The 13,281-nt window shown below is 45.7% G+C and carries 10 protein-coding genes and 1 pseudogene; 8 read left to right on the top strand and 3 right to left on the bottom strand.

What is annotated here, in order from left to right; genetic code table 11:
* Positions 1 to 216 (top strand): annotated as a pseudogene (locus QTO00_RS05370) (GGDEF domain-containing protein); the annotation flags it as partial.
* Between the two features lie 3 nt (positions 217 to 219).
* Here QTO00_RS05370 and QTO00_RS05365 read toward each other — a convergent pair.
* Positions 220 to 1,302 carry a PQQ-dependent sugar dehydrogenase gene (locus QTO00_RS05365; protein WP_331423477.1) on the bottom strand — a complete coding sequence of 361 codons (1,083 nt, stop codon included), beginning with the start codon at positions 1,300 to 1,302 and terminating at the stop codon, positions 220 to 222.
* A gap of 224 nt (positions 1,303 to 1,526) precedes the next feature.
* On the opposite strand from QTO00_RS05365, the gene QTO00_RS05360 reads away from it, so the two are divergent.
* The 5 genes from QTO00_RS05360 (at position 1,527) to QTO00_RS05340 (ending at position 8,196) form a co-directional block, all read left to right on the top strand.
* Positions 1,527 to 2,315 carry a TetR/AcrR family transcriptional regulator gene (locus QTO00_RS05360; protein WP_331423476.1) on the top strand — a complete coding sequence of 263 codons (789 nt, stop codon included), beginning with the start codon at positions 1,527 to 1,529 and terminating at the stop codon, positions 2,313 to 2,315.
* Positions 2,316 to 2,499: 184 nt separating this feature from the next.
* Positions 2,500 to 4,881: an efflux RND transporter permease subunit gene (locus QTO00_RS05355; protein WP_331423475.1), complete on the top strand. Its 2,382-nt coding sequence runs from the start codon at positions 2,500 to 2,502 to the stop codon at positions 4,879 to 4,881.
* A 12-nt stretch (positions 4,882 to 4,893) separates the two neighbouring features.
* The gene (locus QTO00_RS05350) at positions 4,894 to 5,688 is read left to right on the top strand and encodes an outer membrane lipoprotein-sorting protein (RefSeq protein ID WP_331423473.1); all 795 of its coding nucleotides are present in this window, start codon (positions 4,894 to 4,896) and stop codon (positions 5,686 to 5,688) included.
* 8 nt (positions 5,689 to 5,696) lie between these two features.
* Positions 5,697 to 6,878 (top strand): hypothetical protein, encoded by a 1,182-nt coding sequence (locus QTO00_RS05345; RefSeq protein ID WP_331423472.1) that lies wholly within the window; start codon positions 5,697 to 5,699, stop codon positions 6,876 to 6,878.
* A gap of 187 nt (positions 6,879 to 7,065) precedes the next feature.
* Positions 7,066 to 8,196, top strand: coding sequence for a GGDEF domain-containing protein (locus QTO00_RS05340; protein WP_331423478.1), 1,131 nt, complete (start codon positions 7,066 to 7,068; stop codon positions 8,194 to 8,196).
* Here QTO00_RS05340 and QTO00_RS05335 read toward each other — a convergent pair.
* Positions 8,182 to 8,664 carry a GNAT family N-acetyltransferase gene (locus tag QTO00_RS05335; RefSeq protein WP_331423470.1) on the bottom strand — a complete coding sequence of 161 codons (483 nt, stop codon included), beginning with the start codon at positions 8,662 to 8,664 and terminating at the stop codon, positions 8,182 to 8,184. The genes QTO00_RS05340 and QTO00_RS05335 overlap by 15 nt on opposite strands.
* Before the next feature lie 254 nt (positions 8,665 to 8,918).
* Here QTO00_RS05335 and pheS point away from each other — a divergent pair, with 254 nt between their 5' ends.
* Together pheS and pheT are read left to right on the top strand one after the other, a co-directional pair.
* On the top strand, positions 8,919 to 9,902 hold the full coding sequence (pheS, locus tag QTO00_RS05330) for a phenylalanine--tRNA ligase subunit alpha (RefSeq protein WP_305396173.1): 984 nt from the start codon (positions 8,919 to 8,921) through the stop codon (positions 9,900 to 9,902).
* Between the two features lie 18 nt (positions 9,903 to 9,920).
* Positions 9,921 to 12,308, top strand: a complete 2,388-nt coding sequence (gene pheT / locus QTO00_RS05325) for a phenylalanine--tRNA ligase subunit beta (protein WP_331423467.1) — start codon at positions 9,921 to 9,923, stop codon at positions 12,306 to 12,308.
* Between the two features lie 194 nt (positions 12,309 to 12,502).
* Here the strand turns inward: pheT and QTO00_RS05320 are convergent.
* A partial coding sequence (locus tag QTO00_RS05320; RefSeq protein WP_331423465.1) for a LysR family transcriptional regulator occupies positions 12,503 to 13,281 on the bottom strand: 779 nt, incomplete at its 5' end.

The raw sequence follows: 13,281 nt of genomic DNA, 5'->3' as shown, positions 1-13,281 counted from the left end.
GGTATTACCCATGAGGGTAATCAACCTCATGGCGTTGTAACACTCTCTATTGGAGGCGCTGTCGTGCAAGAAGAGATCTTAAATACTCGCTTCGATTCCTATCAAGACTTGCAAGAAGCCATGTTCAATGCCGCAGACAAGGCTCTATATCAGTGCAAACAACAAGGGCGCAATAGAGTGTTGTGGTCAAGCAGCCTAGATAGTAATTCTAAGTAACACTTACTGCTTGGGATTTACCAAGCGATAGATCTTGCCACTGTCGGTACTAAACAGAATGTTGCCATCTGGTAATGCTTCAATATCTCTAATTCTTTCGCCTAAGTCTTCAAGAATGCGTTCTTCTTGAACGATCTTTGAGTCTTTCAATGTCAGCACGTTAATATGGGTGAGTTTAAGCGCACCAGCGAGTAATTTACCTGTGAGTTGCGGGTGTGTTTCTCCGCGATAGAGGATCAAGGAGCTTGGCGCTATAGATGGAATATAAACTTTTTTAGGTGAAACAATCCCTTCCTTTTCTGTAGATTCGCCCACTGAGATTGGCCCCCAGTACTCCTTACCATGAGAAGTGATAGGCCAGCCGTAGTTAGCGCCTTTTTCGATTAAGTTAACTTCATCGCCACCTCGAGGACCATGTTCAATTGACCAAAGTTGGTTGAGTTGCGAGTCAAAGAACAGACCTTGTGGGTTACGATGCCCGAAGCTCCAAATCTCTTGTTGCTGATCTTCTTGGTCGATAAATGGATTGTCTTGTGCAGGCTTACCGCCTAGTGTGACACGTAGAATAGAACCCGAATGTGTGGTGAGATCCTGTCCATTGTCTCGAATCCCGCGATCACCGACGCTAAAGTAGAGGTGCTCAGAATCAAACGTAATCCGACTACCAAAATGACGTCCACCATCGGAACCAGACGTTGTCACCAACAGATCTTGCCATTGAGATAGTTGTTCGCCTTGTATTGATGCACGGGCGAGTGTGGTTTCAATGTTTCCATCTACTGCTTTTGAGTAGGTAATGTAGATTTGATTTGAATCGAAGGGGGATACAGCAATGTCGAGTAAACCGCCTTGCCCAGAAACCGACACATTAGGCGCTGTGGCGATATCTTTATACACTCCTGTCTCTAGGTTAAGTATTCCGATTGTTCCATTTTTCTCGCTAACGATGACTTTGTTGTCCCCCAAGTAACTTAAGCCCCATGGGATATTGAGCCCGGCGGCTAAGGGTTCGGCATACCAAGTGTTTGCAAAGCTGTTTGATATATTGAGTAGTCCAAAAGCAAGTATTAACGTAATCGTCTTCATAGAATCCATTCCGAATCGACCTGACCTAAAAATAGTAGCAGTTGTGAGAATTCATTACTGTAACAAATGTTTTATTAAAATTTGCTTGATATGATTAATGCATGCGCTATTATGACGATGTGTCAAAAGTGACGAATCGTCATTAATGGTGTTTATCAAGTAAATAGTATTCGTGTTACAATAGCAGAGTTAGGGAGTAAACGACTGAGACGGATTCAATAATCATGTTTGGTTTTAGCTGTAGTAAAAATGATAAGAAGGAAGGTTCTAACTGCTCGTATGGGTTAACCAAAAAGCAGCAGGCGATTGCGGATAGAGAAGTTGAACTTACTCTATTAGCTAAGTCGCTGGTACAAGAGCAGGGATGGAGCAACTTGACGATGGACAAATTGACCTCGGCGAGTGCTTACTCTAAGGGCACGATTTATAACCATTTTTGCAGTAAAGAAGATGTGATTATGGCGCTGTGTATCCACTCGTTGAAAAGCGAAGCCTTGTTGTTTGCGCGCGCAGCTGAGTATCAAGGAAACACACGCGAAAAGGTTATTGCGTTGCATGTAAGCTTTAGAATTTATGCCCGTATGGAGCCAGTTCTTTCTACATGTGCGATTATGGCGAAAAGTCCGTGGGTGCTTGAGAAGGCTTCTCCTGAAAGAGTAAAGCAGTTAAATGAGTTAGAAGAAAAAGTCATTGAACATGCAGATGGATTAGTTTTATCAGGAGTCGAGCAAGGGGAACTAAAGTTCTCACCAGGCATTGGTTCAGATGCAATTGTATTTGCAAACTGGTCAATAGCCTTCGGTTCGAATGCGTTGACGCAAAATGCTTCAAACAGTCATTGTATCAGTCGTTTACAAGATCCTTATACAGTACTTAATAATGCAAATATGTTACTAGATGGATTGGGTTGGAAGCCACTCTCAACTGAATGGGATTACCGTAAAACTTGGCAGAAAGTAGAGCAAGAGCTGTTTGCCCAAGAGATCGAGTACCTGGATTCTGTTGGCCGCTAAACGAACCCGTTACTGTCACTAAAGCCCGCAAAGGGCTTTAAAAATAACCATTAATGACGAATCGTCACAAAAAGCACTAATACTCGGAATCTAATCATCAGGTTCAGGAGTTGTTACTTAAATACCAGCATTCGCTGGTTTTTAAATGAACGCTTTTGACGAAACGTCACAAATGGAGAGTGTGATGACAGTTCACCGTACTAACTCAACTCAGCCTCTAACATGGCTGACCCTTCCTACTCGCTATAGCTGGTGGGTACTTCTTGCTTCATTAGTCATTGTTGTTGTGTCCACCCTTGGCGGCAAGAATCTCTATTTCAGAGGGGATTACAATATCTTCTTTGATGGGCAAAATGCGCAGCTAAGGGCATTTGAAGAGATCCAGACGACTTTCGCTAAATCCGACAATTTGGCGATAGTTATTGCACCTGCTAGTGGCAATGTCTTTGAAGCCGAAACTTTAGCTTTGATTCAGCAGCTTACCAATGATGCGTGGCAGGTACCTTACTCAAGCAGGGTTGACTCGCTCGCCAACTACCAACATACCGAAGCGATTGACGACGACTTAATCGTTGAAGACCTGCTGCTAGAAGACTACCCATTGACACAGCAGCGCATCGCGAAGATCAAACGTATCGCTTTGTCCGAGCCGGTTATTCGAGACTCTTTGATTTCGAGAAGTGGCAACGTCACAGTGGTTAATATCACGGTCCAAACCCCTGATATTGACGAAACCGCCGAAGTGATTGAAGTCGTGAACAGCGTCGATCAATTGATTGCCAAGTATCAGGCTCTATATCCTCAGGTCGAGTTTCACAAAGCGGGCATTATCGCTCTTAACCATGCGTTTATGACCTCGGCACAAGAAGACAGCGCAACGCTAGTACCCACTATGTTACTGGTAATCTTGGTTTTTCTTACCTTAATGCTACGCTCGCTTTTGAGCGTTGTTGCGACGGTTGTCATCATCATTGGGTCGGTAGCCGCAACCATGGGCTTATCTGGCTGGGCAGGCATGTTCTTAAGTACGGCAACCGTCAATATTCCTACCTTAGTTATGACGCTAGCGGTTGCCGATTGTGTCCACATTATTGCCACCATGAGGCAAAACCTCAAAAAAGGCTACAGCAAGGCTTATGCAATCGATCAGAGTGTTGCGATTAACTTTATGCCGATTGTGATTACCTCTGTGACGACGGCGATAGGCTTTTTGATGATGAACATGTCGGATTCTCCGGTATTGAGAGACTTCGGTAATTTGGCCGCTTTAGGTGTCATGATTGCATGTTTGCTATCGGTGTCCATGCTGCCAGCTATGCTCAAGTTGCTGCCTATGAGAGTAAAGGTGGCAGAGGATCAAACGGCCCCAACTCAAGATATTATGGATAAGCTCGGAGATACGGTTGTCCGCCATCACCGCGTGCTATTACCTATCTCTGCTCTGGTCATTGCAGCATCCGCAAGCTTATTGCCTTTAAATAAAATCAATGATGAGTCGGTAAAGTACTTTGATTCTCGTAGTGAGTTCCGCCAAGCGGCTGATTTTATGGAGCAGCATATTAGTGGCATGACCAACATCAGCATCGCGGTCAAGACGGGAGAATCCCAAGGTATTGCAGACCCGACGTTTCTTAAAGCGATGGGTGAGTTCACCAATTGGCTCCGTGAACAACCGGAAACGGATCATGTTGCGACGCTTTCCGATGTTTATAAGCGCCTAAACAAGAACATGCACGGTGACGATGAGAGTTACTACAAGTTGCCATTGGATCGTGAGTTGGCCGCGCAATATTTATTGCTGTACGAAATGTCGTTGCCGTATGGCTTAGACCTAAACAACCAGATTAATGTCGATAAGTCTTCGATTAAGTTGGTGTTAACGGTCGACAACTTGGGCAGTGTAGAACTAGTAGAACTCGAAAATCGAATCTACCAATGGTTCGATACCCATGCGCCTCAATATCAAGTCGTGGCCTCAAGCCCATCATTGATGTTTGCCCATATCGGCGAAACCAATATGGCAAGCATGTTATCAACCTTGCCAATCACCCTGATTCTCATCTCACTACTTATGGTGTTTGCCCTTAGGTCGGTGCGTTTAGGGCTGATCAGCGTGGTACCTAATATGGCACCAGCGATTATAGGCTTTGGTCTGTGGGCGTTACTGTCTGGTGAAATCAATTTAGGCCTCTCGGTGGTAGTGACGCTGACCCTAGGTATCGTGGTCGATGACTCGGTTCATTTCTTATCTAAATATCAACGCGCACGCAAACAGGGTCAATCTGCAGAGCAAGCCGTTCGTTATGCTTTCCATACTGTGGGTCGAGCGCTATGGATTACTACGGTTGTACTGGTCGCTGGCTTCTTAGTGCTTGGTATGTCGAGCTTTAGACTCAACTCCGATATGGGTCAACTAAGCGCCATGGTCATCTTCATCGCTTTAGTGGTCTATTTCGTTTTCCTACCTGCGCTACTGATGCGCTTCGATACCGCTAGCTACGTGGAAGAGGAGGACGATGCTCCGCAAAAAGTCAGTTCAACCCCAGTTACACAAACTCAAAGTTAAAAGGACGTCACTATGAACACTCAAACAAGAACTCTGGTTAAGGTAGCTGCACTTAGCGCTTGGCTTCTTTTGTCTAATCAAGCAATTGCGTCACCTGAACGTGGTTTAGAGATTGCAACTGAACGCAAAGCCCGCGATGAAGGCTGGGGTGACTCAGTCGCAACAATGAAGATGATTTTGCAAAACTCGCAGGGTGAAAGTAGTACCCGCGAGATGCGTTTAAAGTCATTCGAAATCGATGGTGATGGTGATAAAGGGCTGACTATTTTTGATCAGCCGAGAGATGTAAAAGGAACGGCTTTCCTCAACCATTCGCATAGTGTGGAAGCGGATGACCAATGGTTGTATCTACCAGCGTTAAAGCGGGTAAAACGTATCTCTTCACGAAACAAGTCAGGCCCTTTTATGGGCAGCGAGTTTGCTTATGAAGATTTGAGCTCATTCGAGTTAGAGAAATACACCTTTAACTACCTTGGTGACAAAGAGTTCAACGGTGTGAATACCTATCTGCTTGAACAGGTCCCTACAGACAAAAACTCAGGCTACACCAAGCAACTAGTCTGGCTCGACCAAGAACACTACCGCCCGTTAAAGGTAGAGTTTTATGACCGCAAAGGCTCACTGCTGAAAACCCTGCAATTTGACGACTACAAGCAGTATCTAAGTCAGTACTGGCGAGCGCACACCATGGCGATGGTCAATCATCAAACTGGTAAAAGCACCATGCTGACAACGAGCGAACTGGCATTCCAAACCGGCTTGAAAGAGAAAGATTTTGAGAAAAACGTGTTAAAGCGCGTTAAGTAAGGGGCGGTATGAAGGATCTAATCAATAAAGCTGGCAAACTGTCTGTCAGATCTATCTTGACTCTTTGGGCGTTACAATGTCACTCGGTGGAGATTTCTGGTCAAGCCAACATTGAACACCGCCAGTTCATATCTAGTGGTGAGCAAGGGCAGGGTAAAGGTCAAAGTTCTCTTGTACTTGAACCTGAGTTCTACTGGCAACTTGGAGAGTCGGTGGATTTTACCTTGGTGCCTTTTTATCGTTTTGATAGCTTGGATGATGAGCGAACCCATGGCGATATCCGCGAAGCCTTGTATCTTAATTACTGGGACGACTATGAAATTCGTGTCGGTATTGGCAAGGTGTTTTGGGGGGTAACGGAATCTGCCCATCTTGTCGATGTTGTTAACCAAACCGATGCAATCGAAGCGGTAGATGGTGAAGATAAGCTAGGCCAGCCAATGGTGCATTTTACCTCGATTAAAGATTGGGGGACGGCGGATGCCATGGTGTTGCCATACTTTAGAGAGCGAACGTTTTCGGGTAAAGATGGCCGGTTGCGTCCGACATTACCTGTTTCTCAGGACGCTATCTATGAGTCATCGCGAGAAGATAAGCATGTTGATTTCGCTTTGAGGTATTCGCAAATGTATGGCGACTGGGATGTTGGTGTCAGCTATTTTCAAGGCACCAACCGCGACCCCTATTATCGTTTAGTCGGAGGAGAGTTGAAGGCGCTCTATGCTCAGTCAAAACAGCTAGGTGTTGATGTACAAGGGATAGTAGGAGACTGGCTGTGGAAGCTAGAGAGTATTTATCGGGACAGCTTAGATCATCATACAGGGCTAGTGTCTGGCTTTGAGTATACGATTGTGGGTGCGTTTGAAACGGTTTGGGACCTGGGCTTGATTGCGGAGTATCTATACGATAGTCGAGGAAACAACGCACAAACAATTGGTCAAAATGACATTTTTGCAGGTGCGCGACTTGCGCTTAACGATGAAGACAGTACTGAAATTTTGCTTGGCGTGACGCAGGACTTAGACAATAGCGATGTATACAGTGCCAAGTTAGAAGCATCGAGTCGTTTAACCAATCATTTGTCATGGAGCGTAGATGCATGGCTGTTTGAAAATCAAACTCCGGATGATCTGCTTTACTTTGCGCGCAAAGATGACTTTATAGAGTTCTCGTTGCAGTACTACTTTTAGGTGATCTTCTTCACTGTTTGAAAAAGTGATATTGATTCCAAGACTATGCGGACCGATCGAGGTCCGCTTTTGCGTTTTATCTACTTACATTGCATATAAAACTATGTAGACTCATTTTTGAAATGAATGCCACAAGTGTCAATTGTATCGCGAAAAGGAAGTTATATTGTCTAAGGTAATGCAGAAGATGAAGTCATTTGAGTGGGATGAGTGCTACGAAACAGGACTCGATGAGGTGGATGAGCAGCATCAGTACTTAGTAGAGGTGATTAACCGCTATGGGGATCTCATTGCTCAAAACAGTATATCTCTGCAAGACATTCGAATGGCGTTGTTTGAACTCTCTCGCTATGCCGAATTCCATTTCAAAGAAGAAGAAAACTTAATGAGAAGTGTTGGTGTGTATGAAGAACACGTCGAATCTCATATAAAAGTTCATCGTGCATTTATGACAGACATCATCAGCATGCAGTCTTTCATCAGTGAAGAGAATAAAAAATCTTCTGAACACCTGCTTAACTTCCTTATTCACTGGCTGGCTTACCACATTCTTGGCATCGATAAGAATATGGCTCGTCAGGTTAGACATATTGAGCAAGGTGTCGATCCTAAGGTTGCTTGGGAGAAAGAAGAAAAGAAACAAGACAATTCAACAGAGCCTTTACTTAAGGCGCTCAGTGGTTTGTTTGAGCAGGTTTCTGAGCGCAACAAAGAGCTGCTTGAGCTCAATCAACATCTCGAAGAGAAAGTAGAAGAGAGAACGAAGCAACTTTCTATGGTTAACAAGCAGTTAGAGCAACTCTCCCTTACTGATTCGCTGACTAAATTACCTAATAGACGCTATGCCGTTCGTAAGCTCAAAGCCTTTTGGCAAGAGTCGATGCAAAACACTGAGCCGCTCGTTTGCATAATGATTGACGTGGATTACTTTAAGCAGGTCAATGATACCGCGGGTCATGACGCAGGAGATAGGTTACTGGTTGAATTGTCGCAAACTTTGGCCGATTCGTTTCGTAGTGATGATTTAGTTTGTCGTCTTGGTGGTGATGAGTTTTTTGTCATATGTCCAAACACCAACACCGAGGGTGGAGTTCATATTGCTGAGCTAACGCGACACAAAGTGAATCAGATGCTAGTGCCTGTCGGAGAAAGTGTTTGGCGAGGTAGTATCAGTGTCGGAGTCGCTGAGCGTACCGCAGATATGGCGGATTATAGCGACTTGATTAAAGCAGCAGATAGCGCAGTTTATGAAGCGAAAGCTGCGGGGCGAAATCGAGTTCGCCACGCATGGGAATTAGTGGATTCAGAGTCGCTTTAACATCCACACATCGCATCCACCGTGCTCTGTTCCATCGAGAGGTTGGTCTAGATGCTCAAAGCCTAAAGATTGGTACAGTTTTATCGCCGCTGTCATTGATTTAAGCGTATCTAAGTAGCATTGTGAAAAGCCCTGGTTTTGAGCAAATTCAAGACACTGCTCACTGAGTTTTTTGCCCAAGCCCAGCCCTCGGCTTTCTGGAAGTAGAAAGAGTTTCTTAAGCTCACATGTCTCTGCAGAACCTTGAAAGGGCGCCAAACCGCATCCGCCGACAATTTTGTCATCAACTGTAGCAACCAAGTAAAGGCTTTGGTTGTTTTCTGTATAGTATTGACTCATTGCTTCTACTTCTGGATCCGATGGTCCAAACCCTTCACCAATCGCCCCAAACTCAGCACCCACAGCTTTGATAATTCGGCAAATATCCTCATTTTGATGTGGCGCAATTGGCTCAATCGAAATTGTCATCTTAGTTCCTTAGAATGCTTTGTGATAATTAAATTAGTTGGTGCTAAACCGCCTTTTATCAAGCGTTGAGATGAAATTTTACCCAAAGGCAGTAAATAGGGTGATTTCGATTTGGATTTGCCCTTGTCATTCGTTACTATGTACAGCTATTTATAGACCCAAGATTCCAGTCGGGTAATCGCAGAACTGTGCTTAACCCATTATGGACACTACCACTTATACCTTTAATCTGGGTATAGGTAGATGAGGAAACGATGCAACATCTAGAAGAGATCATTGCTAACGCGAACGCAGCGATTGAAGCAGCAGATTCGTTAGTCGCACTTGATGAAGTGCGAGTTCAGTATCTAGGTAAAAAAGGTGAGCTTACTGCTCAGCTTCAAAGCCTAGGTAAACTACCACCAGAAGAGCGCCGCAGTGCTGGTCAAGAGATCAACAAAGCGAAAGGCGTTGTTCAGCAAGCTATCGCAGCTCGTAAAGATGCACTACAACGTGCAGAGCTAGAAGCGAAGCTAGCAGCAGAAACAATCGACGTAACTCTACCGGGTCGTCGTATCGAGAACGGCGGTCTACACCCTGTTACTCGTACTGTTGAGCGTATCGAACAGTTCTTTGGTGAGCTAGGCTTTAGCACTGAGTCTGGTCCTGAGATTGAAGATGCATTCCACAACTTTGATGCACTAAACATCGCAGAAGATCACCCAGCGCGTACTGACCACGATACCTTCTTCTTTAACCCAGATCTTATGCTGCGCACGCACACGTCTGGTGTTCAGATCCGTACGATGGAAAATGGCAAACCACCATTCCGCTTCATCGCTCCGGGCCGTGTTTACCGTAACGACTACGACCAAACGCACACCCCAATGTTCCACCAAGTGGAAGGTATGCTAGTAGACGAGAATGTAAACTTCGCTCAACTTAAGGGTATTCTGCACGACTTCTTAACTAACTTCTTCGAAGAAGACCTAGAAGTTCGCTACCGTCCTTCATACTTCCCATTCACTGAGCCTTCAATGGAAGTGGATGTGAAGCGTAAAGATGGCAAGTGGTTAGAGATCCTTGGCTGTGGCATGGTGCACCCTAATGTACTTCGCAGTGTTGGCATTGACCCTGAAAAATACTCGGGCTTCGCGTTTGGTATCGGTATCGAGCGTCTGGCGATGCTTCGTTACGGTGTAAACGATCTTCGTGCGTTCTTCGAGAACGACCTTCGTTTCCTAAAACAGTTCAAGTAATCCAGAGGGTTCATCACAATGAAATTCAGCGAATCATGGCTTCGTGAGTGGGTAAACCCTTCAGTATCTACTGACGAGCTTACGCACCAAATTACTATGGCTGGCCTAGAGGTAGACGACGTTCTTCCTGTAGCTGGTTCATTCACAGGCGTTAAAGTAGGTAAAGTGGTTGAGTGCGGTCAGCACCCAGACGCAGACAAACTACGCGTAACTAAAGTTGATGTTGGTGGCGAAGAGCTACTAGATATCGTATGTGGCGCGCCTAACTGTCGCCAAGGCCTTAAAGTTGCAGTCGCTACTGTTGGCGCTGTACTTCCAGGCGATTTCAAAATTAAAAAGGCAAAGCTACGTGGTCAACCATCACACGGCATGCTGTGTTCATTCACTGAGCTTGGCATCGACGTAGAATCTGATGGCATCATGGAGCTAGCTGAAGACGCAGTAATCGGTACCGATTTCCGAGAGTTCCTTGGTCTAGACGACGTAACAGTAGACGTTGACCTAACTGCGAACCGTGCTGACTGTTTCAGCATTCGCGGTATGGCTCGCGAAGTTGGTGTACTAAACCGTGCTGACGTCACTGAACCATCAGTTGAAGCAGTAGCAGCTTCTATCGAAGACAAAGTGTCTATCGAAGTAAAAGCGCCTGCGGCATGTCCACGTTACCTTGGCCGTGTGGTTAAGAACGTAAACGTTAAAGCTGAAACTCCACTTTGGATGCAAGAAAAACTGCGCCGTTGTGGTATCCGTTCTATCGATCCTGTCGTTGATATCACCAACTACATGCTTCTAGAGCAAGGTCAGCCAATGCACGCATTTGATCTAGCCAAGATCGAAGGCGGTATCGTAGTACGTATGGCAGAGCAGGGCGAAAAGCTAACTCTTCTAGACGGCAACGAAGCTGAACTAAACTCAGATACACTAGTCGTCGCAGACCACAACAAAGCGCTAGCAATCGCTGGTATCTTTGGTGGCGAAGAGTCTGGTGTAACGACTGAAACAACTGACGTTCTACTTGAGTGTGCATTCTTCGCACCTGACCACATCCGTGGCCGTGCACGTAGCTACGGTCTACACACTGATTCTTCAATGCGTTTTGAACGAGGTGTGGATTTCGCACTGCAAGCAAGCGCAATGGAGCGTGCAACTCAGCTTCTTGTTGAGATCTGTGGCGGTGAAGTCGCACCTGTTGTTGGTGTTGAGTCAGAAGCTGATCTACCGACAGCAAACACAGTAGCGCTACGTCGCACTAAGCTAGATTCTCTATTAGGTCACCACATCGAAGATGCTGACGTAAAAGAGATCCTAGAGCGTCTAGGTATGGTTGTAGAAACCACGTCTGAAGGTTGGATTGCAACTGCGCCAACTTGGCGTTTCGATATTGCTATCGAGCAAGACCTAATCGAAGAAGTGGGTCGTATCTACGGTTACGACAACATTCCAAACCAGCACCCAGCTGCAACACTTAAGATGCACAACCACGTTGAAGCGAACCTTCCACTAAAACGTGTACGTGACCTACTTGTTGACCGTGGTTACCACGAAGCGATCACATACAGCTTCGTAGAGCCAGAGCAGCAAAAGCTTATCGTGCCAGATGTTGAGCCGCTAATTCTGCCATTCCCAATCTCTGCGGACATGTCAGCGATGCGTCTTGGTCTTATCCAAGGTCTGCTTAACACTGTTGTTCATAACCAGAAGCGCCAACAGCCACGTGTTCGTCTATTCGAACAAGGTCTACGTTTCATTCCTTGTGAATCAGCAGAAAACGGTATGCGCCAAGAAGCAATGCTTGCTGGTGTTATCGCAGGTACTCGCAGTGAAGAGCACTGGGACATTGAAACCAACACCGTTGATTTCTTTGACCTTAAAGGTGACCTAGAAGCGATCCTTGAGCTGTCTGCGAACGAGAAAGCATACTCTTTCGCTGCGACCAAACACCCAGCACTTCACCCGGGTCAATCTGCGGCGATCATCTTAGATGGCAAAGAGGTAGGTGTTATCGGTACTGTTCACCCAGAGCTTGAGCGTAAGTTCGGCCTTAACGGTCGCACTATCGTATTCGAAATCGAGTGGTCTGCAATCAGCACTAAAGTGATTCCAGAAGCAGTTCAGCTTTCTAAGTTCCCATCGAACCGTCGTGATATCGCGGTTGTTGTTGACGAAGCTGTAGCATCTGGCGACATCGTTGCTGCTTGTCTAGAGCAAGGTGGCGAGTTCTTGAAAGACGCTAAACTGTTCGACGTTTACGTTGGTAAAGGCGTTGAAGAAGGTAAGAAGAGCTTAGCAATCGCGCTAACACTACAATCTGTAGAGCGCACGCTTGAAGATGCCGACATCGCTGGCGCGGTTGACGCTATCGTTGCTCACGTATCCGAGAAGTTTGGTGCGTCACTACGTGACTAATCACTTCTGATTAGATAGAAAACCAAAGGCCTCGCAATCGCGAGGCCTTTTTGTTTGAGGCGATTAAGGAGTTGGGTGCTAGCTCGTTAGTGGACATAACTTTCTTAGAAGAACTACTTAAATTAGTGGAACAAGGATGACTTTCTTGCATGGGAAACAGCGCTCAACACAATCAAAGCTGTATACCACGATTGTTAAAAAGCCTCATCCCAATACGGCAAATCACCATAATAATTACTGAGAAACTCTATAAATGCACTCATCTTAGTCGCGATTAGCTTACGGTGAGGATACACCGCATATAGCGCCATGGGCTCTGGTTCAAAATCCTTTAGAATGACGTTAAGTTTTCCCTTCTTGACCGCTTCAGACACGATAAATGTGGGTTGAAAAACATAGCCTTCTCCCGCAATTGCTGACTCAACTAGAATATCGCCATTGTTGCAGGATATACCTGAGCTTAGTTCTTTTGACGAGCGTTTTAGGGCATTCATAAGTAGTGACTCAGATTGACTGTAATCCATGTAGCTATAGCTCAATAGATGCTCTGGTATAAGCTGGTCTGGATGCACAGGTGTTCCATGCCGTTCAAGATAGTCTGGGGAAGCGCACACAACCAAGCGAACCGGGGCAATACGCTTCGCAATTAAGGATGAACTTTTTAGTTGCCCAATCCGCAGGGCAAGATCAAAGCCCTCTTCAATTACATCAATTTTCCGGTCATTGAGTTGTAAATCGATACCCACAGCCGGATTGTGCTGCTTAAAGTCCTGAATAAGTGAGGCTAGATGTTTGGTAGCAAAAGTCACTGGTGCACTGATACGCAGTAAACCTTGCGCCTCATTCTTTAACTGCCCTATGCTCCCTTCCATGTCTTGAATACTTTCCAATATGTGCTGAACGTGTTGCACACATCGCTCACCCGCTTCTGTAAGGTGCACTTTTCTCGTCGTGCGGTTAAGCGGGCGTACCC

The organism is Vibrio sp. M260118 (genome assembly GCF_036533755.1).
In the GTDB taxonomy this organism is placed as follows: domain Bacteria; phylum Pseudomonadota; class Gammaproteobacteria; order Enterobacterales; family Vibrionaceae; genus Vibrio.
This window is presented reverse-complemented; position numbering and strand designations above follow the sequence as displayed.